The sequence below is a fragment of the Actinoplanes sp. NBRC 103695 genome (assembly GCF_030269485.1).
GTDB lineage: Bacteria > Actinomycetota > Actinomycetes > Mycobacteriales > Micromonosporaceae > Actinoplanes.
The window spans coordinates 345,302-366,278 of the sequence record NZ_BSTL01000005.1 but is presented as its reverse complement, the minus strand read 5'-3'; the positions used below and the strand labels follow the sequence as shown (position 1 = coordinate 366,278).

Genomic DNA, 20,977 nt, shown 5'->3' with positions numbered 1-20,977 from the left:
ATGACGAGCCCGGCAGAGCTCAGGTCACCGAGGAGGGAGCACATCGCCCGAGTAGACGATGATCACCTGATCCTCGGCGCCGGCGACGGTCAGCGTCTGGCGGCGGACCGACAGCGGGCCGTACACCGGGTGCTCGAACTCCTTGCGCTCGGCCCGCGTCGGTCGTACGTCATGAAGTGCCCACAGCCGCCGGAAGTCCGCATCCACCGAGAGCTCGCCGACCAGCGCGACCACCCGCGGATCGGTGAGGTCCGCCTCGGCCCGCAGTGCCGCCGCCGTCTGCGCCGCGACCGTGGCCCAGTCGGGGAAGAGCGTCCGGGCCGCCGGGTCCAGGAAGATGTCGCGGACCAGGTTGTGCCCCGGCGAGTACATCGGGGCCAGCGCCAGCGCCGCTTTGTTGCCCGCGAGCACGTCGAAGCGCCGGTTGCGCACGTAGGCGGCGCTGTCCGGCCAGGAGTCGAGGAGCTCCTGCAGGTCGGGTGTCACCGGGCTGTCGGCGGACACCGGCGGCGGGTCGGCGCGAGCGAGCGTGAACAGGTGCGCCGCCTCGTCCGGGTCCAGCCGCAACGCCCGCGCGAGTGACCGCAGCACCTGCGGCGACGGATGCCGGTCGACGCCCTGCTCGAGCCGGGTCAGGTAGTGCTCGCTGAGCCCGGCCAGGCCGGCCAGTTCGTCACGGCGAAGGCCGGGCACCCGGCGCCGGCCGAGCGACGGCAGCCCGGCGTCAGCCGGACCGATGCGGCCTCGTCGCGCCTTGAGGAAGTCACCGAGCAGGGTCATCGTCCTCGCAGGGTAGCCCCGCCAGGGTGCTGGCTGCGGGCCGGCGGCGGGCGCACGGTGGAGCCATGAAGACATGGTTCATCACCGGCGCCTCGCGCGGCTTCGGGCAGCTGTGGGCGGCAGCCGCCCTGGCCCGGGGCGACCGGGTCGCCGCCACCGCCCGCCACCTGGACGCCCTGCGGCCGCTGGCCGGCGCGCACGGCGACCGTCTCCTCCCGCTCGAGCTGGACGTCACCGATCGGGCCGCCGCCTTCGCCGCGGTCGCCCGGGCCGCGGACACGCTGGGCGGTCTCGACGTGGTGGTCAACAACGCCGGCTACGGGCTCTTCGGGATGCTCGAGGAGACGACCGAGGAACAGGCGCGGGCCCAGATCGACACCAACCTGCTGGGCGCGCTCTGGGTGACTCAGGCCGCGCTTCCCCTCATGCGTACGCAGCGCGGCGGCCACCTCCTGCAGGTCTCCAGCATCGGCGGGCTGGTGGCCTTCCCGACGCTGAGCCTCTACAACGCGTCCAAGTGGGCGCTGGAGGGGATGAGCGAGGCGCTGGCCCAGGAGGTCGGCCCGCTCGGGATCCGGGTGACGATCGTGGAGCCCGGCCCGTACGGCACCGACTGGTCCGGGTCGTCGGCCGTGCACACCGATCCGATCGCGGCCTACGAGCCGATCCGGGAGGCGCGCCGTTCCGGGGCCGGCGCCCGGGCGCCCCGGGATCCGGCGGTCACCGCGCCGGTGATCCTCGACCTGGTCGACGCCGACGACCCGCCGCTGCGGTTGTTCCTGGGCGAATACCCGTATCCGATCGCCGAGAAGGCCTATCGGGAGCGGCTGGCGACCTGGGAGGCCTGGCGCCACCTGGCCGCGCGAGCCGCCTAGGTGTTGTCGTGGATCAGCCAGGGCTGCGGTGTGGCTGATCCACGAGACACAACCTAATCGTCGTCGTCCTCGTCGGGGCGGTCGACCGGGCGCAGCCGGATCTTGGTGATCGCCCGGCCGGTCACCTCGACCACCTCGGCGGTGAACTCGGGCAGCTCCACCACCTCGCCGGGAGCGGTCGGGATGTGGCCGAGCGCGGCCAGGACCATCCCGGCGACCGTGGTGTAGTCGCCCTCGTCGTGGCCGTCGCCCTCGAAGCCGATGTCGGGCAGGTCGTGGATCGGGAACGAGCCGGGCATGAGCAGCGCGCCGTCGTCCTCCCGGACCACCGCCTGCACGTCGCGGTCCGTCTCGTCGTAGATCTCGCCGACGATCTCCTCGACCAGGTCCTCCATGGTGATGATGCCGTCGATCGCGCCCCGCTCGTCGACCACCATGGCCAGCTGGTGGCGTTCCACCCGGAGCTGGCGCAGCGCGTCCGACACCCGCAGCGTCTCGGGCAGGAAGAGGCCGGCCCGGGCGACCCCGTCGACCGGGCCGGTCGCGTCGATCAGGTCGCGCAGGTGCACCACGCCGATCACGTCGTCCAGTCCGGCGGGGCCGACCACCGGCGCCCGGGAGTGGCCGCTGTCCATCAGCAGCTTCAACGCCTCGTTCGCCGGGGTGCCGGTGGGCAGGCTGAGCACGTCGCGGCGGGGCACCAGGATCTCCCGCAGGATCCGGTCGGCGATCTCGAACGCGCCGCTGATGATGGTCCGCTGCTCGGCCGAGAAGTCCTGCTGGGCGGCGACCATGTCGCGGATCTCCTCGGTGCTGACCTCCTCGCGTTTGGCCTTCGGGTCGCCGCCGGCCAGCCGCACCACCACGTCGGTCGACACGCCGAGCAGCCACACCACCGGACGCGAGACCGCCGAGAGAACGTCCAGCGGGCGCGCCACCAGCATCGCCCAGCCCTCGGCCCGCTGCATCGCGATCCGCTTCGGCGCGAGCTCGCCCAGCACCAGCGTGATGAAGGTCAGCGCGATGGTGACCAGCACGATCGCGGTCGGCTGGGCGGCCGCGCCGAGGAAGCCGAGCGGCTCGACCAGCGGCTGGGACAGCGAGACCGCGGCGGCCGCCGACGCCAGGAAACCGGCCAGCGTGATGCCGATCTGGATGGTGGCCAGGAACCGGTTCGGATCCCGCGACAGGCGCGCCAGCACCCGCCCGCGCCGGGACTGCCGTTCGAGCCGCTGGATCTGGCTCTCCCGGAGCTGGACCAGTGCCATCTCGCTGCCCGAGAAAGCCGCGTTGACCAGCACCAGAATCAGGACCAGGACGATCTCGCCGCCCGTTCCACCCATCAGACACACATCCCGCTGAAGAGGATCACGAAGGGCACACGCTACCGAAGGCGCTTTTCGAAGAAGGTCGAACCCGCCGCCGCCCCGGCCGGGCGGGACCGATCGTGAGATCCATCAGAACCGGGCGAAGGACCGGACCGGCATGCGCGGGCCGAAGCGGGGCGCGCCGATGCCGCCCGAGGCGAGCAGGTCGCAGACCCGGGCGCGGTGGCCGCGGAAGGGTTCGAGCAGCTCCAGCATCCGGTCGTCGGTTCCGCGCGCCTCGCCGGCCAGCGCCCAGGCCACCGTGTTCGGGATGTGGTAGTCGCCGACGCTGACCGCGTCGGCGTCGCCGTACACGGTGCGGACCGTCTCGGCCGCGGTCCACGGGCCGATGCCGGGCAGGGCGACCATCCGGCGGGTGGCCTCGGCACTGTCCCCGCAGCGTTCCAGCCGCTCGGCGACCGCCGCGACGCGCAGCAGGGCCTGGGTGCGCCGCTGCTCCACGCCGAACGGGTGGAACACCCAGTACGGCGTGGCCGCCACCGCGGCCGGGTCGGGTGGCAGGGTCAGGCCGGCCGGTCCGGGCGCCGGCTCGCCGAAGTGCCGGACCGTCGCCCGGTACGCCCGATGCGCCTCCTTGCCGGTGACCTTCTGCTCCAGCACGGCACGGAGCGCCCGGTGGAAAAGCAGGCCACTCGCGGGCATCCGTACGCCGGCAAAGGTTTTGGCCAGACGCGCGATCAGCGGGTGCGGCGCCGCCAAGGCCGCGAACTCCCCCACCTGGTCGCGCAGCCCGGCGATCGCGTCCGCGCGATCGACGATCCACGCCGCTCCCGGCCCATGGCCGGTCGCCACCATCTCCGTGCCGGTGCGGGCGAGGTGCAGGGTCGCGCTTCCTTCGGGGGTACGCGCGGCGAGCCAGAACTCGTTGGCCTCGAGCCGCACGCACGGATCGCCCTTGGTGGCGACCAGCGACGCCACGGTGCCCGCCAGGTGATACCTGTCCGGCAGCGCCATCCGCCGCGTCACCTGTGCGCTCACCCGGAACACTGTGCCACAGAAGTCCGGACATGCCGATGGCCCTGACTGCGCTCCCAGTCAGGGCCATCGGGGGGCGACTACGGACACCCGAGTCGGTCCGTGTCGCCGGTGCCGGAGCTCGATGCTCGGCCCGATTGGGGTACTGCGCCTCCTTTCGTCAGCCAGTTCCTTCATCGGGCCGACTGCCGCAGGTGCCGCCCTCAGGGGGGTGGACGGCGTCACCGGGATCCCGACGGGGGGTCCTGACGTCCGGACGTGACTTGCTCAAGGTCTACGCCCGGCCGCCAGGTTCGGAGTCCCGGTGTTGCGACAGCGCTCCGTATGTTCAGTTGTGGTGCTGCGGCAGGCTCAGCGGCCGTTGTTGTTGTTCTGGTCGCCCTGCTGCTGGTCGCCCTGCTGCTGGTCGCCCTGGTCGCCGCCCTGGTCACCCTCGTTGCCGCCGCCGTTGCCGCCACCGACCGTGAGCCGGAAGGAGTCCAAGGCGGGGGTCTGGTTGGCGCGCTCCATCATCGGCATGCGGTGCGAACCGTCACCCGCCCAGGAGGAGCACTGCGTGTTGCCGGCGTTGGGCAGGCCCGGGACGTTGATGCTCACGGTGTCCGGGGTCGCGCCACCCTGGCGGTCCTCGGTCGCCACGAAGAACTCCGGGGCGGGCGCCGGGTCGGGCGCCTCGTTGGTGTTCTGCAGGCTGCGGCACGCGGTGTGGAAGTGGCCACGGACCAGGCCGTTCTGCAGGACCGAGCTCTCCACGTAGTAGCCACCCTGGCCGGCCGCGAGGAACCGGTCACGGATGAGGTTCCGGGTGCTCACCTTGATGGTGAACGCCTCGCCGACGTCGACCTGGTCCGGGTGCTCGGTGATCAGCAGCGTCGGGTTGTTCGCCGCGACGCCGACCTCACCGAACTCGGTGGAGACGCACCGGTTGCCGATCTGGAAGCCGTCGTGTGGGTCGAGCTGGCTGTCGTCACAGGTGTTGGTCAGGATGCCGAGGCCGGCGCCGGGGGGCGGGGTCGCCTGGCCGCCACCGTTGTTGCCGCCGTTGTTCCCACCACCGTTGTTGCCACCGTTGTTCCCGCCACCGGCGTTGGTGTCACCACTCTGGCTCGGGGCCGGCGAAGCGCCGCCACCACCGTTGTTGTTGCCACCACCGTTGTTGTTGCCGGCGTTCTGCATCACCCAGCGGCGGCACCGGTCACGCAGCGTCTGCGCGCTCGGAACGTCGCTCGCGCCGTCGTCGGAGTGCTGGGTCACCTTGCCCTTTTGCTGGGTGTAGGTGCCCTTCTTGGTCTCCGAAGACAGCTTCGACGCCCGCGGCGCCTGGATCCGGTCGCAAGCGGCAAGCGCGCGGTCGGTGGACCGCTTGGTGGACGCGTCCGACACCTGCGTGACCGTGACAATGCCACCGAACGCCACGAGGGTGGCGGCCGCGGCGATGAGGCGCCGCTTGCCGGAGAGCCACTTCGGGCCCTTGGTTGCGCGCCGGTACTGAGACCTTCGCATCTGAGGAACACCTTTCCTTGAACACAACGTGGCGGCGGTGGGTGCCGGCCGAGGGGGTGATACGAACGACCTGGTCGGCTGGCCAGATCGAGACCGATGAGCGCTCCTACCTGGCTCGGAAGATGCGCATCGTGGTGACGACACCGGCGACGAGTGCCACCGCCAGAACCATCAAGATCACTGACGTGTTGACGCCGGGAACGCCTCCGGTGCCCGCCGCGGCTGCGAGCATCTGCCCGTCCACCGGCACCGGTCCGGCCTGCGCCGCGGGAGGAGGAGCCGCCGGAAGCGCGCCGTACTGGACGAGGCCGCTGCTCTCCAGAAGCGTCATGTGGGTCATGACGAACTGGTTGGCCTCCTGCGCCAGCTTCCGGACCGAGTCGTTGCGGGTGCTGGCCCGGATCGTCCCGATGGCCGGGAAGATCTTTCCGTGCGCGGCCCGCAGCCGGTCGATGAAGATCTGGTCGAACGTGGTGCTGTTCGCCGTCTTCATCTCGTCCAGCCAGCCCTGCTGCTGGGCGTTCGGCACGTTCGGCAGGGCCAGGCCCAGCTTCTTCGCGACGTTCATGTCGAGCTTGTCGAGGGTGACGTGCTGCGCGGCGATGGCCTTGCCGACCGCCTGCACCCGCTTGTCCTTCGACTTCTCCATCGCCATGTTCCCGGCGGGGATCTCCCAAAGGCCGGCGAGCCGCACCTTCACGACGAAGTCACGGTCGGCCGCCGAGATCTCCCCGGCGCCCTTGTCCGACAGGCCGTCACTGGAAGGAATCGGAACCGGCACGTCCGCCGCCTGCGCCGCGACCGGCACGGACAGTAGCGCCACGACCATTGCCGTAATGCCCACGAGCCAGCGAACCAGCCGGCGCGAGAACTGAGCGGCAATCATCTGTGAAACACCTCCGACTAGTAATTCCCGAGTAGAACGGTAGAAGCGCGCATCGGTGATTCGCAATGCCATGGGCCGGAAATGCGGAACACTTAGGTGCGGCCTAAAACAAACTTATGAGTTCTGTTGTGAACCCCGGGCATCATCCGTTCGGACGATGCCCCGGTTATGACTCTCAGTAGCTGTAGTCACTCGATCCGGCGCCGCCGTCCTCGGCCTCGCCCTCGCCGGAGTCGGCGGCAGGCGGCGCGACCGGCTTGGACACCGGCGGGAGGCAGGTCAGGTTCTTCTTGCCGGTGGGCTCGACCACGAACCACTTGCCACCGACGTTCTGGCCCTTCCACTGGCCGGCCTTCTTGTCACCGATGTAGCGGTAGAGCGCCCAGCCGTCGATCGTCAGCTGCTTGCTGCCGTCGGGCCGGGTGACCGTGCCGACGAGCTTCGGGTCGACGCCCTTGAGCTCCGGCTTCCCGTCGTTGGTGAGCGCCGCCGGCCACACCTTCTCGCAGTCACCCTTGCAGTTGGTCACGGCCTTCGGCTTGTTCTTGTCGTCGTCGAAGCGGTAGAGGACCCAGCCCTCCTGGTCCACCACGACCTTGCCCATGCGCTTGACCGTGGTGCCGGTCAGCTCGCTGGTGACGTCGTCCTCGCTCAGCTTGCCGGCAGCCTTGCCGGTCGACGTGGGGTCGGCGGTGGGCTCACCGGTCGGCTCCGCGGTGGGTTCGCCGGTCGGCTCCGGGGTGGTGTCGACCGCGTTGGCCGCAGGCTCGACGGCACCGCCGTTTCCTGACGTGCTGTAACCGGCCGGCGCGCAGCCTGGGAGCGTGAGCGCCGCCGCCACGGCAGCGCCGACGACCATCAACTTTCGCTTCTCCGGTGTCACGGGGGTCCTCCACCGTCTATGTTCGATCAGCTATTCCGCGCTGTAGTACGCGGACCGGCGGCCAGAGGTTGAATCCCGGCGACTCATTTTTCTTTGTTTTTTGTTTGAACCGATCGGCCGTCGCGTCCGTACCCGCGCCGCCACCGGCCCCGGAATGCGAAAAGGCCCGGCCGCAAAAGCGGCCGGGCCTCGAAGAATCGCTTTACGTCACGGAGCGGTCACCAGGTTGGTCGGGGTGCCGTTCGCCGAGATCTCCTGCACCACGAGGTGCGCGATCGACTCCCGCGGCAGCGCCGTGACCGCCGACATCACCAGAGCCTCTTCACGCTGCGCCGTGCCCCAGCCCTTCTCGCCCACCTTCCAGCTGGAGATGACCTCCTGGTCGCCGTCCGGCTTGATCGCGACGAGCTTGCAGATCTTCGGTCCCTTGATGTTGGAGACCGCGAACTGCACCTGGGTGCCGACGTCCTTGGCCTCGAGCCCGGCATCCAGCCGCACGCCGGTGCGGGCGTCGGTGCTGGCGACCCGCTGGCCGGCGAGCTCGGTGCCACCGATGCCGGTGCCGTCGCTGAGTGGCAACGGATCCAGTTGCGCCGGGCCGCGTGCCACCGTCGGGCTGCCCGTCTGTTCCGGCGCCAGCCAGCGGGCGCCGGCGAACAGCGCGCCGATGGACAGCATCGCGAAGACCACGACCGCGGCCGCCAGCGAGAAGAGCCGCCGGCTGTTCGCCTTGCGTCGCTCCGTGCCGACCGTGCGGATCATCTTCTTCAGGACCAGGCCGTCCTTGCGGGACTCCTCGGTCGCCACCAGCGAGTCGGCGTCGACGTCGGCGAGGATGTCCGCCACCTGGAGGAAGGACTCGAGCTCCACGGCGCAGGCCGGGCAGTCGATCAGATGGTCCTCGAACCGGCCGGCGTCGTGCTCGTCGAGGATCCCGAGCGCGTACGCCGCGACGTCGAAGTGCTGTTCCTGTGTCATTCCGTCACCCCCCGCTGCTGCAAGGCCGTACGCAGAGCCCGCAGCGCGTAGTACACGCGCGACTTGGCCGTCCCCAGCGGCAGGCCAAGCACCTCAGCCGCTTCCGGAACCGTCCGGCCGCGGAAATACGTCTCGACGAGGATCTCCCGATGCGACTGGCTGAGCGTCTTCAGCGCGTCGGTGACCGTCATCAGTTGCAGCACCCGATCCGTGTCGTCCGCGGTGCTGGGAAAGCTCTCCAGCTCGCGGTCGTACGTCTCCGGAGGGCGGGCGGTGGTGCTGCGGTGATCGTCGATCGCGATCCGGCGTGCCACCGTGACCAGCCAGGGACGCAGCGACTGCTGGCCCTGCGCGCCGAGACGGTGGGCGTTGCGCCAGGCTCGCAGCAGGGTTTCCTGCACGATGTCCTCGGCGCGCTGCCGGTCGCCGCCGGTGAGCCGCAGCACGAACATCAGGAGCGGGCCGGCGTGCTCCTCGTAGAGCATCCGGACCAGCGTGTCCTCATGATCCGCCGCGTTGGGGGCCGCTTCATGGCGCGGAGCCTGCCGGGGAATCACCGAACCATCATTCTCCGCACTACGGCCTCCGTCGAGAGCCTGCCACCCGCCACCGGAACCTCGTCCCGTCATGCCGCGCACCTCGCCCGGCGCACGTCGCTCCATGACTGACGCATGCATCGATTCCTCCTGCCGGTGCTTTCCCCGTCACCCTCTTTACGGGTGCGGTGCCCGGCGGGGATCAACCCAGACGCAAGAATTTCTAAAGGTTCGGCTGTGGCGACGAACAACGTTCCTCCGGGGGGCGGAAGTCTGGACCATGGGGGGCATGGGAGCACCAGGTGAATGATCGCTAAGCATCCATCTGCACCGATATGCGCGGTGGGGCAGGCGAATACTACTCACTTCTCCGCGAGCGGCGTTAGCTGAGTATCTCTGCGTCGCCGCAGCGTCGCGCTGCGCTGCACCGTGTCCCGGGGCGACGGGAAAGGGCGTGCCCGACGGTAGCGGCTGCCGGGCCGTCTGCCCACCGCCCGAACCGGTCACGGCTCACCTGGTGTGCGACTTTCCCCTAGCCGAGGCCGTTCCGGGCCGATTCGGCAGGCCGGGGGCATTGCGGTCCTCCCCCGTACCCTCATTAGGCTCTGGGTCACCAAGGAAGATCACTGCGTGAGGGGGAGCACCGATGACCAACAGCAGCCCGGTGTCCTCGAATGCCTATGAGTACCTCGACACCACGGGCCCCGGCGAGCAGGCGCGTCTCGCGGCCGTCCGCCGCTACCGGCTCGTCGACCAGCCGGTGGAGGACGCGTACGACCGGATCGCCTTCGTGGCCGGCGCCATCTTCGACACCCCGATCGCGACGGTGTCGCTGGTCGAGCAGGACCGGGTGTGGCTGGCCGCGTGTCACGGGCTGACCGGCGTACGCCAGGTCGGCAACGAACCGGGCCTGTGCGCCTCGGTGGTCCAGCGGGACGGCGTCTATGTGATCAACAACGCCGCCGTCGACCCGCGCACCCTCGAGCACCCGCTGGTCCGCGGCGAGCTCGGCCTGCGCTTCTACGCCGCGGCCCCGATCCGGACCCAGGACGGCTACCGGCTGGGCACGGTCAACGTCATCGACAACCGGCCGCGCGACGCCACGCCCCGGCAACTGCGCGCCCTCGAGCACCTCGCCCAGATGGTCTCCGACGAGCTCGAGCTCCGCCTGATGGTGATCCGCAGCGCCGCCGCCGAGCAGCGCATGCGCCAGACCGTCAGCTGATTCGTTTCCCCGCACATCGGGTAAACGCCGGTCCCATGCGGACACCACGGAAAGTCGCGGTCGTCGCCCACGCCCGCAAAACGCTGGACGGCGGCCTGGACGAGTTGCGCCGGCGAATCACCGACCACGGCGTCGACGAACTGCTCTGGTACGAGGTGCCGAAGAGCAAGAAGGCCCCCAAACAGGTACGCAAGGCGCTGAAGAAGGACGTCGACCTGGTGGTCGTCTGGGGCGGCGACGGCATCGTGCAGCGCAGCATCGACGTGCTCGCCGGCAGCGGCACCCCGCTCGCGATCATCCCGGCCGGCACCGGCAACCTGCTGGCCACCAACCTGGGCGTACCGGCCGACCTGGCCGGCGCGGTGGACGTCGCGTTCACCGGCAAGCGCCGCCGCGTCGACCTGGGCAAGATGAACGGCGAGCACTTCGCGGTGATGGCCGGCATCGGCTTCGACGGCGCGATGATCCGGGACGCGGACCGCAATCTGAAGGACCGGCTCGGCAAGCTGGCGTACGTCTGGGCCGGCCTGCGCCACGTCAACGGCGAGGCGCCCCGCGCCCGGGTGACCATCGACGGCGTGCCGTGGTTCGACGACCAGGCCTCCTGCGTCCTGATCGGCAACGTGGGCACGATCACCGGCGGCATCAACGCCTTCGACGACGCCAAGCCCGACGACGGCTGGCTCGACGTCGGCGTGGCGACCGCCCAGGGCGCGATGCAGTGGGCGCGCGCCCTCGGCACGATGGCCGTCGGCCGGTCCGACACGTCCCCGTTCGTCCGGATGACCCGGGCCCGCAAGGTCGACGTCAAACTCGACGACAAGCTCGAGTACGAGCTGGACGGCGGCGCCCGCGAGAAGAGTCGCCGCCTGACCGCCGAGGTGATCCCGGACGCGGTCAAGATCTGTGTGCCGGCCCAGAGCCAAGCACCTCGGCAAGAACAAGCGGATTGAGATAGTCCCGGTAGGACAGGACCTGGCCGCCCCGGACCCGGATCACGGCGATGACCGTCTGATGGAACGGGGCGCCGGTCCTGATCACGGTGCCGTACGCCGCGTACTCGACGATGATCACCTCCGGGTCCGTGGTCTCGTGCAGCACCACGTCGCGGTACTCGTCGAACCTGACGAGCTTCCCGGCGCCCTCGGCCAGGAACGCGCGGATCTCCGCACGGCCCCGCACCCCGGCGGGCGCACCCGGCGGCCGGTAGGGCCATTCGATGGAGGCGTCGGGCGCCATCAGCCCCGCGAACGCCTCGACATCCGCCTCCCGGCCGGCCCGCATCACCTGCTCGACAACCTCGCGCGACGTGGCGGTCATCTCGTACCCCATTTCGTTGAACGCCCGTTGATTGAACGACCGTAGAACGAATGGGCCGGTCCGTCAACGCCCGTAGAATGAACAGGTGACCCGGGCCCAGCAACGCCAGCAGACCGAGGCACGGATCCTCGCCGCCGCCCGCCGGCTCTTCGCCGACCTCGGCTACGACCGCACCACGATCCGCGCCGTGGCCGCCGCCGCCGGCGTCGACGCCGGCCTGGTCATGCACTACTTCAAAAGCAAGGACGCGCTGTTCGCCCACGCCACCGACCAGACACCCGCCGAGCCGTCCGCCGGCGCCCGGCCCGCGAGTCAGACGTCCGCCACCGCACACGCGGGTCAACTGCCCGCCACCGCGCACGCGGGTCAGCCGCCCGCCACCGCACACGCGGGTCAGCCGCCCGCCAGTCAGCCGCTCATCGCCGGGCCCGCCGACCAACTGCCCGCCGCCGGGCCCGCTTCGGCTGAGGGCACCGTCGCGTCTCCCGCGCCCGCCGAGGCTCTGCTCACCTCGCTGGCCGATCGCCTGGTCAGCGAGCCGGCATCCTCCCTGGCCGTCCTGCGCTCGATGCTCACCAACCCCGACGCCGCCGACCGCTACCGGGCCGCCGCCGAGGCCCAGCTCAGCGGCATCATCGCGGGGATACCCACAGCCGACGCCGACCTGCGCGCGGGCCTGCTGGGCGCGATCGTCCACGGCGTGATCATCGAGCGCTACCTGCTCCGGCTCGGCCCGCTCGCCGACGCCCCGCCGGACCAGATCATCGACCTGCTCCGCCCTTGCTTCGAGGCCTTGGCCGCAACCCCGGCCGACTAGTTGTCCACAGTCCCGGCCCCCTGGGGACAACGGGACAAAAATTCCCGCCGAAGCGCTACTTTGACTCCCACCCAGTGCCGGGGTGGGGGAGGCGGCGGGTCGTCGATCAGCGCAACCCACCCCGACCTAGGTGGGACCGTGGCACCGTGGCACAGCGGCGCAGCGGCGCAGCGGCGCAGGCTCGGGCGTTCTGGTCCTTGCGCTGACCGCGGCCGCTTTCGGCGTGTGGGTGGCCGGCCCGGGCACCAGGCCCCGAGGTGCCCGCTCATCGTCGCTGCCGCCGCTCGGCGGCCAGACCGTGCGCGCAGTGGTAGCAACTCGCGCAGGTGGCAGGACCAGGCACGCAGTGGTGGGACCAGGCGGCATCCTGCCGGAAATGCCGCCCTGGGCTACCACCGTCCGCGCGGGTGGCAGGGCCAGGCGGCATCCAGCCCAGAAATGCCGCCTTGAGCTACCACCATCCGCGCGAGTTGTTACCCGCTGGGCGGTCAGGCGCCCGGACAACTCCCGGTCACACTGCCGACCGCACGAGTGGTAGGCCGGAACGGTCGTGACCGGAACGACCGCGGCCGGAACGATCGTGGCCGACCCTCCACGACCGAGTCACCGCCCTTCGCCGATCGACTACCGCCGCGAGCGGTGCCGATCACCGTGAGCCGGGCACCCCGGCCGCCTGGCACACCCGGACCGACCCCAGCTACAACGCGGCGGTAAATCCCGCTCAGACCTTCGCCAGGAAGCTTAAGGCCGAGGCTCGGGATAGCGCGCCAGCCGCAACCGCCAGGCGAAGAACCCCACCGTCCCGGCCGTGCAGATCACCCAGACCGCCGCGCCGTGTGCCAGGCCTCGCCAGATCAGGTCGGTCGAGCCGCCGTCGATGGCGTAGTTGCCGATCTCCCGGGACGACCAGAACGGCAGCAGCTTGGCCACCAGCTGTCCGGGATCGGCGAGCATCTGCACCGCCGAGAAGCTGAACAGGGCGAACGCCCCTTCCAGCTCGCGTGGCAGCACCGCGCCGATCAGGCTGCCCAGCGGCGCCGCGACGATTGCCGTGACGACCATCATCAGCATCACCGACCAGGGGTGCAGCGGTTTCTGGTCCACGACGGCCAGGAGCCCGTAGCCGGTGGCCAGCGCCAAGCCGACGCCGGTCATGGCGAGCAGCCGGCCGCCGACGATGCCGAGGACTGAGGCGCCGGTCAGGCGGAGGCGGGGGTCGACGGTGCGGGACGCGTTGACCACGAAGAGGGTGAGTGTCGAGATGGCCCAGCCGATGCCGAGGGTCAGCATCCGGATCGACGAGCCGGCCTGGGCGTGCCGGACCAGGTAGAACCAGAGCGGCAGGCTGACCATCAGTGCGAGCGCCAACCGGCGCCGGCCGACCTCGCGGGCGGAGAGGCTCGCCACGACCAGGGCGGTCATGAGCTGAGGTCCAGGACGTGGTCGACGTTGGCCAGGTCGTGCAGCAGGTGGGTGACCACCACGATGGCCCGGCCGGCGTCGCGCCAGGCGAAGACCTGCTGCCAGAAGTCCAGGTAGGCGCCCTGGTCGAAGCCCTGGTAGGGCTCGTCGAGCAGCAGCAGGTCGGGCGAGTGGAGTTCGCCGAGGACCAGGTTGAGTTTCTGCCGGGTGCCGCCGGAGAGCTGCTGTACGCGCTGGTCGCGCCGGGGACGCCAGGCGAGCCGGGCGGCCAGGTGGTCGCCGGTGGACGCCGCCCGGGGCCGCGCCATGCCGGCGGCCGCGCCGAAGAGCCGGAAGTGTTCCTCGGCGGTCAGCCACCCGGCGGTGCCGCCGTCCTGCGGGACGAGGCCGACGCGCCGGGTCCGTTCGACGGTGCCGCTGGTGGGGCGGGTCAGGCCGGCGCAGATGCGCAGCAGTGTCGACTTGCCGCATCCGTTGGCGCCGACGATGGCGGCGACCTCGCCGCCGCGCACGGTCAGGGAGACGTCGTGGAACACGTTCTGCCGCCGGTAGCGTTTGCCCACCCCGGTCAGCCGGAGCAGCACGGGACCGGTGGTCCGCATCGGGACGGGCGCGGTGACGGTGAGCTCGGAGACCAGGTGGCGGGCGTACAGGTGGGCGGGGCCGAAGATGTCGGCGGGTGCCGACGCGTGCTCGGCTGCCTGCTGGACGGTCTCGGTGCTGAGTTGCCGGGCGCGCCGGGGTTGCAACCCGAGCCGCAGCAGTTCCGCCTCGAAGACGGCCGGCCAGCTCACCGGGGCACCACCGTGGAGATCAGCATGTCGACGCCGTCGCGGAAGCGCGTCCACTCCTGCGCTTGCGCGGCCAGCGTTTCGCGGCCGGCGTCGGTGATCTCGTAGTACTTGCGCCGCGGCCCGGCCTCGGACGGCGCCCAGCTCGGCAGGGCCAGCCCCTGCTGTTCGAGCCGCAGCAGGGCGGGGTAGAGCGTGCCGCCGGGCACGTCCGCCACGCCCGCCTCCGCGAGGCGCTGGGCCAGGCCGTAGCCGTAGTCGGCGCGCTCGGCCAGCATGGCGAGCAGGCACAGGTCGAGGAAGCCATGCAGCCATGGCCGGTTCGCGATCACGTAGGCAGGCTACCTGGTTAGTAGACAGTCTGACTAGCGAGTCAAAAACGCGACAGAACGTCCGTACCCAAGCGGGGTTTTTATGTGTTTTTAGGACCATCAATCCCCTGGTTTTGCCCGCGGCGGAACCCCACACTGAGCTTCCACAGCCGCTACGCGTCTCCAGGGGGTCCGCATGTCGCACCACCAGAGTTCGGCAGTGAGCGTCGCCTCTCTCATCATGGTCGGGACCGTGCTGGTCATCGGCTATCGCGCCGGCCGCACCCACGCGGCCTGGCGGGATCTCAAGTACGCCAAGCAAGCCGTCGGGGGCGCCCGGCGCACCGCCTGGCGGCACACCTTCGTCCTCGCCATGGGCGCCATCGCCCTGCTGGTCACGCTCGCGGCCACGATGAGTTAGCCCTTCAGGCCGGTGTGCGCCAGCCCTTCGATGAACTGCCGCTGGGCCACCACGAAGACGATCAGCACCGGGATCGCTGTCATCGACGCCGCTGACAGCTGCACGTTCCACAGCGGACCCGAGTAGGCGTCCGTGAACTGCGTCAACGCTTGCGGGAGCGTGAACTTCGACGACGAGCTGATGAACACGATCGGTTCCAGGTAGAGGTTCCAACTGTGCAGAAAGGTGAAGATGGCCACCGCGCCGAGCGCCGGGCGGGCCAGGGGCAACGCGATGCGACGGAAGATGGCCGGGCGGCTGAGCCCGTCCATCCGCGCCGCCTCCTCGAGCTCGCCCGGCAGCGTGATGAAGAACTGCCGCATGATGAACGTCGCCAGCACGCTCGGCGCACCGAAGATCGGCACCAGGATCAGCGGCCAGTGGGTGTCCACCAGGCCGGCGGCGTTGAACATCCGGAACAGCGGGACGATGGTGACCTCGCTGGGGATCAGCAGGCCGGTCAGCACGACCAGGAAGAGCACGTTCTGGCCGCGGAAACGGATGCGGGCGAACGCGTACCCGGCCATCGACGACACCACCAGCGTCCCGAGGGTGACCACGAGCGCGATGTAAGCAGAGTTGAAGTACTGCTGCGCGAACGGCTGCAGCGTGAAGACGTCGCGCCAGGCCTGGAACGACGGGTCTTTCGGCCACAGGCTGAAGGCGAACATGGAAGCGTTCGACTTCAATGAGGACGTGACCATCCACCAGGTGGGGAAGACGAAAGGCACGCACAAAAGGCAGAGCAACCCGTACCCGATGATCTTAGTTCTCATGGAAGACCCACCTTCGACGCATCTGCCACTGGAAGACCGTGAGCACGAGCACGATCAGGAAGAGCAGCACCGAGAGCGTGGAGCCGTATCCGAACGCGTGGAACTGGAACGCCTGCTGGTAGAGGTAGTAGACGAGCACCGTGGTCGACGTGCCCGGCCCGCCCTGGGTCAGCACGGCGATCTGCGCGAAGACCTGCAGCGACCCGACCACCGTGATGATCGACGTGAGCAGGATCGTCGGGCTGATCATCGGCAGGGTGATTCGTCGGAACGTGGTCCAGGCGGTTGCTCCGTCGACCCGGGCCGCGTCGTACAAAGAAGCGGGCACCCCTTGGAGCGCGGCCAGGAACAGCACCATGTTGAGCCCGACGTTCTTGAAGACCTGCACCACGATCACCGAGGCCATCGCGGTGCCGCCGGAGCGCAGCCAGTTCGGCCCCTGGATGCCGACGGCGTCGAGCAACCCGTTGACGCCTCCGTTGCTCTGCAGCATGAAGCCCCACACGATGGTCCAGGCCACCAGCGACACCACGACCGGCGAGAAGAACACCACCCGGAAGAACGTGGTCCCTCGCAGTCGCTGGTCGAGCAGCACGGCGAGCAGCAGTGCGAGCGCCAGGTTGAGGACGACCAGCCCGATCGAGAAGAGCGCGGTCGCCCCGAGCACCGACGGCAGCTTCGGGTCGGCGGCCAGCTGCCGGTAGTTCTCCGTGCCGACGAAGTCGAAGGTGTCGGCCAGCACGTTCCACTCGTGCAGGCTGTACCAGACCACCAGCGCCAGCGGGACCAGTACGAAGGCGACGGTCCCGGCCAGCTGCGGCGCGATGAACAGGTACGCCGTGAGGGAATCGCGATTTCTCACAACAGTGGCTGAATCGCTGTGCATACTCCGTTCAGGACGGCAGGCACGTCGGCGTCCGGCTTCCACAAGGGATCCAGAGCGCTCCGGACCGTTTGGGACAGTTCGGCGTTCGACGTGTGTGACGGCTTCACCACACCGGTCTCGATCCCGTTGATCACCACGTCCTGCAACTGCTCCGGCTCGAGCAACGGGTTCGCCTTCGCCAGCGACGCGGCCGTCAGCTGCGACTTGCGCGGCGGCGGGAAGAACTGCGCCAGCTTCGCGGAGTTGCCGGCGTTGGTGAAGAAGGTCAGGAAGTCCTTGGCCGCGTCCGCCTGCTTGCCCTTCTTCAGCACCCCGACGCCGCCCTGCCCGATCACCGAGTACTCCCCCTTCGGCCCGGCCGGCAGCGGCACCAGCGTCCACCTGAACTTCGCGTCCTTGAGCAGCGACGCCCGCGAGATCTGGGTGACGGTCATCGCGGCCTCACCGGCGAAGAAGTCCGCCGACGTGCCGGGCCCGGGCATCGCCTCGTCGGTGAAGATCGACTTGTGGATGAACGTCATCGCGTCCACCATCGCCGGCTGGTTGAAGCCGCACGTCTTCCCGTCCGCGCTCCACGCCTCGGCGCCCCAGCCCTGGAAGATCGTGGCCAGGTTGTCCCAGTTCTTGTAGTCGAAGTCCCGCACGACCAGACCCTTCGACCTGGCGGCCGCCGCCATCGCGCTCTCCCACGTCCACGGCTCGGGGAGCTGTTTGATCAGGTCGGTGTTCACGAAGACGCCGAAGGGCGAGGTGCTGAAGGGGTACGCGATGAGCTTGCCGTCCTGGCGCCACAGCTTGGTGGCCGCCTCGGTGAGATCGGACTCGTTCTCGATCGCCCCGTCGAGCGGCGCCAGCGCCCCGGACGAGACGAAGTCCGGCGCCGCGTTCTCCAGCACCCACGCCAGGTCGGGCGGATTGCCCCCGGCGATCTGAGTGGTGACGGTCGTCGTGTAGCTCTCGAACGGCAGCGCGTCGAACCGCACGGTCACATCGGGATGGGTCTGCTTGTAGGAAGCCGCGATCTCGGTGAACAGCTTGACGTGGGCCTCGTTGTTCGACCATGTCGTCATCCGCAGGGTGACATTGTGTGAGGCGGGCTGGCCGCCGCATCCGGCCAGCCCCGCGAGCAGCACAACGGCCGCTGTTATCGCTCGGATCTTCATCGGGAGGGTCCTTTTCTAATAACCACTGACGTCGGGCCAGCGCAGCTCGACGCCGTCGGCGGTCAGACGTTGCTGGAAGTCGGCCAGCAGGGCCGGGGTGTTGCGGACCGCGCGCGGGGTGACCGCCCGGTCCAGGCAGAAGGCGGCCAGCGCACCGGCCACCTCCCCGGCGTTCCACTCGGTGGGGTGGAGCCGGTGCGAGCCGTTGGTGATGTGGGTGGTGCCGATGTTCTTGCCCGCCGGCAGCAGGTTCTCGGTACGCCGCGGGATCAGCGCCCCCAGCGGCAGCTCGAACGGGCAGGACGCCACGTCGATGTAGTTGTCGCCGCCGGTCGACGGGTGCAGGTCGATCCGGTACATGCCGACCCCGACCGCGTCGGCGTGCGACACCGCGCCCTTGTCGCCGCGCACCGCCAGCGACAGGTCCTGCTCGGCGATCGTGTACTCGGCCCGGATCCGCCGCGACTCGCGGATGTACGGCGCCATCGCCAGCCCGTCCGCGCCACCGGTGACGTCGCCGCGCAGCCGCAGCCCCCGCCACCCGGTCCCGCCGTCCGGCCGCGGCGCCTCGGTCTGCAGCCAGTAGAAGACGGACATCGACAGCTCACGGGCCCGTTGCTCGACCTCCGCCGGCGCGGGCGCCCCGATCAGCGGCTCCTCGAAGTAGTCGATCATCGGCCAGTTCACCAGGCAGATGTCGCTCGGATAGAAGCCGTCGACGAAGTTCCGCCGCGCCGCGATCCGCCGGAACGTCCACAGGTTGCCGTCCCCCGGGTTGACCCGCTGATCCGCGGACACCAGCCACGGGTCGTCGTCCGGGTTGGGCGTGAAGCTGCGGGTCGACGTCTCCAGGGTGCGGGGATTCGGGGTCTGCCAGGACAGCATCGGCGCGCCCCAGAAATCGGGCTGGTGGTCGCGCCACCGGGCATAGGAGGCCGGCCGGTCGATGGTGTGATCGCCGTCCACCTGGTCGATCGCGAAGCAGACCGAGAACGCCTGCATGTTGCTCGCACTGGGAGAAGCAGGCGCGCTCGGCTCCCCGGTCTCGCCCTGCGACTCGAACCCGGTCACGAACTCCGTCCCGGTCATCGGCAACAGCTCGCCGGTCTCGGTCGCGTCCAGCACATAGGGCCCGGTCAGCACGATCTCGGCGCCGTCGTGGGTCACCGTCACCGACGTCACCCGATCCCCGTCGGTGGTCGCGCTCACCGGCTTCGCCGGCTGCAAGACCCTTAAGAGACCGGTGCTCCGGTACGGGGTCAGCATGCTCTCGATCACGGCGACGGCGACTCGCGGCTCGTGACACAGCCGGCTCACGTGGCCCGCGCCCGGGTTCAGATCCCGTGTCCCGCGCGCCCGTCCGGTCAGCGGGTAGTGCCGCCGGTAGTAGTCGCGGATCCCGTCCCGCAGTGCCCGATAGGACGCGGTCACCCCGAAACTCTCGACCCAGCTGTGCTCGTCCGGCGGCACCGCCTGACTGGTCAGCTGGCCGCCGAGCCAGGCGTACTCCTCGGAGAGCAGCACCGACCGCCCGGCCCGCAGCGCGGCGATCGCCGCGGCCACCCCACCCAGCCCGCCGCCGATCACCACGACGTCCGCATGCATCTCACGCCCATACGTCTCACGCACGGGCCACCGCCAGCGTGGCGCCCCGCACCGGCTCACACGGCAGGAGTCGTTGCCGTTCGCCCGGTCGCCCTTCGAGCAGGTCCATCAGCACCTCGACCGCCTGCCACCCCATCGCCCGTCGCGGAATGCGAAACCCGGTCAGCTCACGGTCGGTGACGGCCGGCCGGGTGGGGTCACCCAGGGCCACAAAGGACAGATCCTCGGGTACGCGCAGACCGGCGTCCTCCGCCTGCCGCATGAGAGCGACCCCGTCCGCGTACTCCTCGACGAACACGCACGTGGGCCTGCTGCGGAGCACCTTGTCCAGGTCGACCTCCGTGACGTGGGCGCCGTCCGCCTCGCTCCGGAACCCCGTCCACCGGTCGGCGTGCGACTCGGGCCCCTCGCCCTGGCCGACGTAGACCATCCGTTCGTGGCCCAGCTCCTTCGCGGCCCGCACCTGGGCGGCCGTGGCGCCCGGATAGTCGGCGCCGACGTACGGAACCGGCCCACCGGCGTCGTCCCGGCGTCCCACGCTGACGAAGGGCAGCCCCTCGGCGAGCAGGCGGGCGAGCTCGGTGGGGTCGAGCGACCGGCCGAGAAGCACGCACCCGTCGGCCAGCCGCAACCGGTTGTCCTGATGGAAGATCCGCCGCCGCCCGTCGACGACCGGAGCGCTGGTGAGCAGCAGCAGATCGCAGCCGACCCGCTCGGCGCACTCCTCGATGCCGACCAGGAACGGGTGGTAGAAGTCGCCCAGCCCCGCCGGGAACACCGACTCGTAGGTGAACACGCCCAGGATCCGGTTGTGCCGGCTGGCGAGCCGCCGGGCGATCGGATCGGCGACGTACCCGGTGCTCCGAATCGCCTTGAGAACCCGCTCCCGGGTCTCCGGCGCGATCCGCACGTCGGCGTCCGCCCGCCCGTTCAGCACCAGCGACACGGTGGCCTGACTGACCCCGGTCATCCGAGCGATGTCCTGCTGCGTAACCCGCCCCACGGCGCTCCCTAATACGCATTAGTAAAGCCTTGCGCAGAACTATGACGTCGCCGAAACACGTCGGTCAAGAGAAAGTCGTTTGGTAATAGGTATTAGCGCACACCGACCCGCGCGCCCGCTCCGCCGGGCCCCGGATCAACCACTTGCCGTGCGGCCCGGGTGCCCGCTCACGGTTGCTGCCGCCGCCATCGCGTGGCGGCGGGCCCATGCGGGTGTGCCAGGCGCCCCGGCGCCCGCTCACTGTCGCTGCCGCCGCTCGCGGCCGTGGCCGGGCACGGTCCGGTGGTAGGAGCGGGCGGGAGCGGTAGGACTAGGCACGCAGTGGTGGGACAGAGCGGCATCCGGGCCGAAACACCGCTCTGAGCCACCACGGTCCGCGCGCGTGGTAGCTCAG

22 protein-coding genes are annotated in these 20,977 nt (G+C 70.1%); 5 read left to right on the top strand and 17 right to left on the bottom strand.

Annotation, left to right across the window (positions count from 1 at the left end):
• Positions 1 to 24: 24 nt before the first annotated feature.
• The gene (locus tag QSK31_RS10615; protein WP_285683177.1) at positions 25 to 780 is read right to left on the bottom strand and encodes a helix-turn-helix domain-containing protein; all 756 of its coding nucleotides are present in this window, start codon (positions 778 to 780) and stop codon (positions 25 to 27) included.
• Positions 781 to 845: 65 nt separating this feature from the next.
• Here QSK31_RS10615 and QSK31_RS10610 point away from each other — a divergent pair, with 65 nt between their 5' ends.
• Positions 846 to 1,655 (top strand): SDR family NAD(P)-dependent oxidoreductase, encoded by an 810-nt coding sequence (locus QSK31_RS10610; protein WP_285683176.1) that lies wholly within the window; start codon positions 846 to 848, stop codon positions 1,653 to 1,655.
• 53 nt (positions 1,656 to 1,708) lie between these two features.
• Here the strand turns inward: QSK31_RS10610 and QSK31_RS10605 are convergent, their stop codons facing one another.
• From QSK31_RS10605 to QSK31_RS10575, 7 genes are all read right to left on the bottom strand, one after another.
• Positions 1,709 to 2,998 (bottom strand): hemolysin family protein, encoded by a 1,290-nt coding sequence (locus QSK31_RS10605; protein WP_285683175.1) that lies wholly within the window; start codon positions 2,996 to 2,998, stop codon positions 1,709 to 1,711.
• Positions 2,999 to 3,112: 114 nt separating this feature from the next.
• Positions 3,113 to 3,997: a DNA-3-methyladenine glycosylase family protein gene (locus QSK31_RS10600; RefSeq protein ID WP_285683331.1), complete on the bottom strand. Its 885-nt coding sequence runs from the start codon at positions 3,995 to 3,997 to the stop codon at positions 3,113 to 3,115.
• Positions 3,998 to 4,369: 372 nt separating this feature from the next.
• Positions 4,370 to 5,521, bottom strand: coding sequence for a Pecanex-like protein 1 (locus tag QSK31_RS10595; RefSeq protein WP_285683174.1), 1,152 nt, complete (start codon positions 5,519 to 5,521; stop codon positions 4,370 to 4,372).
• Positions 5,522 to 5,627: 106 nt separating this feature from the next.
• On the bottom strand, positions 5,628 to 6,350 hold the full coding sequence (locus QSK31_RS10590) for a DUF4142 domain-containing protein (protein ID WP_285683330.1): 723 nt from the start codon (positions 6,348 to 6,350) through the stop codon (positions 5,628 to 5,630).
• A gap of 232 nt (positions 6,351 to 6,582) precedes the next feature.
• A complete protein-coding gene (locus QSK31_RS10585) occupies positions 6,583 to 7,290 on the bottom strand; it encodes a hypothetical protein (protein ID WP_285683173.1) in 708 nt (235 codons plus the stop codon).
• A gap of 207 nt (positions 7,291 to 7,497) precedes the next feature.
• Entirely contained in the window at positions 7,498 to 8,268 is a 771-nt protein-coding gene (locus QSK31_RS10580; protein WP_285683172.1) for an anti-sigma factor family protein, read from the bottom strand.
• Positions 8,265 to 8,945 carry a sigma-70 family RNA polymerase sigma factor gene (locus QSK31_RS10575; RefSeq protein WP_285683171.1) on the bottom strand — a complete coding sequence of 227 codons (681 nt, stop codon included), beginning with the start codon at positions 8,943 to 8,945 and terminating at the stop codon, positions 8,265 to 8,267. Before QSK31_RS10575 ends, QSK31_RS10580 begins: the two co-directional genes overlap by 4 nt.
• A 505-nt stretch (positions 8,946 to 9,450) precedes the next feature.
• Here QSK31_RS10575 and QSK31_RS10570 point away from each other — a divergent pair.
• Both QSK31_RS10570 and QSK31_RS10565 read left to right on the top strand, forming a co-directional pair.
• Complete coding sequence (locus tag QSK31_RS10570; RefSeq protein WP_285683170.1) at positions 9,451 to 10,029, top strand: GAF domain-containing protein; 579 nt, start codon at positions 9,451 to 9,453, stop codon at positions 10,027 to 10,029.
• A gap of 35 nt (positions 10,030 to 10,064) precedes the next feature.
• Positions 10,065 to 10,982 carry a diacylglycerol/lipid kinase family protein gene (locus QSK31_RS10565; RefSeq protein WP_285683168.1) on the top strand — a complete coding sequence of 306 codons (918 nt, stop codon included), beginning with the start codon at positions 10,065 to 10,067 and terminating at the stop codon, positions 10,980 to 10,982.
• Here QSK31_RS10565 and QSK31_RS10560 read toward each other — a convergent pair.
• On the bottom strand, positions 10,927 to 11,349 hold the full coding sequence (locus QSK31_RS10560) for a nuclear transport factor 2 family protein (RefSeq protein ID WP_285683166.1): 423 nt from the start codon (positions 11,347 to 11,349) through the stop codon (positions 10,927 to 10,929). The genes QSK31_RS10565 and QSK31_RS10560 overlap by 56 nt on opposite strands.
• An 85-nt stretch (positions 11,350 to 11,434) precedes the next feature.
• On the opposite strand from QSK31_RS10560, the gene QSK31_RS10555 reads away from it, so the two are divergent.
• Positions 11,435 to 12,166, top strand: a complete 732-nt coding sequence (locus QSK31_RS10555; RefSeq protein WP_285683165.1) for a TetR/AcrR family transcriptional regulator — start codon at positions 11,435 to 11,437, stop codon at positions 12,164 to 12,166.
• Between the two features lie 741 nt (positions 12,167 to 12,907).
• On the opposite strand, the gene QSK31_RS10550 is transcribed toward QSK31_RS10555, so the two are convergent.
• From QSK31_RS10550 to QSK31_RS10540, 3 genes are read right to left on the bottom strand one after another with little or no spacing between them, the layout of a single operon-like run.
• Positions 12,908 to 13,588 (bottom strand): hypothetical protein, encoded by a 681-nt coding sequence (locus QSK31_RS10550; RefSeq protein ID WP_285683163.1) that lies wholly within the window; start codon positions 13,586 to 13,588, stop codon positions 12,908 to 12,910.
• A complete protein-coding gene (locus QSK31_RS10545) occupies positions 13,585 to 14,382 on the bottom strand; it encodes an ATP-binding cassette domain-containing protein (protein ID WP_285683161.1) in 798 nt (265 codons plus the stop codon). Before QSK31_RS10545 ends, QSK31_RS10550 begins: the two co-directional genes overlap by 4 nt.
• Positions 14,379 to 14,711 carry a PadR family transcriptional regulator gene (locus QSK31_RS10540; protein ID WP_285683159.1) on the bottom strand — a complete coding sequence of 111 codons (333 nt, stop codon included), beginning with the start codon at positions 14,709 to 14,711 and terminating at the stop codon, positions 14,379 to 14,381. The genes QSK31_RS10545 and QSK31_RS10540 overlap by 4 nt, the downstream gene beginning before the upstream one ends.
• Before the next feature lie 199 nt (positions 14,712 to 14,910).
• Between QSK31_RS10540 and QSK31_RS10535 the strand changes: the two genes are divergently transcribed.
• On the top strand, positions 14,911 to 15,111 hold the full coding sequence (locus QSK31_RS10535) for a hypothetical protein (protein ID WP_285683158.1): 201 nt from the start codon (positions 14,911 to 14,913) through the stop codon (positions 15,109 to 15,111).
• Here QSK31_RS10535 and QSK31_RS10530 read toward each other — a convergent pair.
• The 5 genes from QSK31_RS10530 to QSK31_RS10510 are packed head-to-tail and all read right to left on the bottom strand — an operon-like array spanning position 15,108 to position 20,583.
• Positions 15,108 to 15,926, bottom strand: coding sequence for a carbohydrate ABC transporter permease (locus QSK31_RS10530; RefSeq protein ID WP_285683156.1), 819 nt, complete (start codon positions 15,924 to 15,926; stop codon positions 15,108 to 15,110). The genes QSK31_RS10535 and QSK31_RS10530 overlap by 4 nt on opposite strands.
• On the bottom strand, positions 15,916 to 16,788 hold the full coding sequence (locus QSK31_RS10525; protein WP_285683154.1) for a carbohydrate ABC transporter permease: 873 nt from the start codon (positions 16,786 to 16,788) through the stop codon (positions 15,916 to 15,918). Before QSK31_RS10525 ends, QSK31_RS10530 begins: the two co-directional genes overlap by 11 nt.
• Positions 16,785 to 17,975: an ABC transporter substrate-binding protein gene (locus QSK31_RS10520; RefSeq protein WP_285683153.1), complete on the bottom strand. Its 1,191-nt coding sequence runs from the start codon at positions 17,973 to 17,975 to the stop codon at positions 16,785 to 16,787. Before QSK31_RS10520 ends, QSK31_RS10525 begins: the two co-directional genes overlap by 4 nt.
• Positions 17,976 to 17,990: 15 nt before the next feature.
• Entirely contained in the window at positions 17,991 to 19,604 is a 1,614-nt protein-coding gene (locus QSK31_RS10515) for an FAD-dependent oxidoreductase (RefSeq protein ID WP_285683151.1), read from the bottom strand.
• Positions 19,597 to 20,583: a LacI family DNA-binding transcriptional regulator gene (locus tag QSK31_RS10510; RefSeq protein WP_285683149.1), complete on the bottom strand. Its 987-nt coding sequence runs from the start codon at positions 20,581 to 20,583 to the stop codon at positions 19,597 to 19,599. Before QSK31_RS10510 ends, QSK31_RS10515 begins: the two co-directional genes overlap by 8 nt.
• Between the last annotated feature and the right edge of the window lie 394 nt (positions 20,584 to 20,977).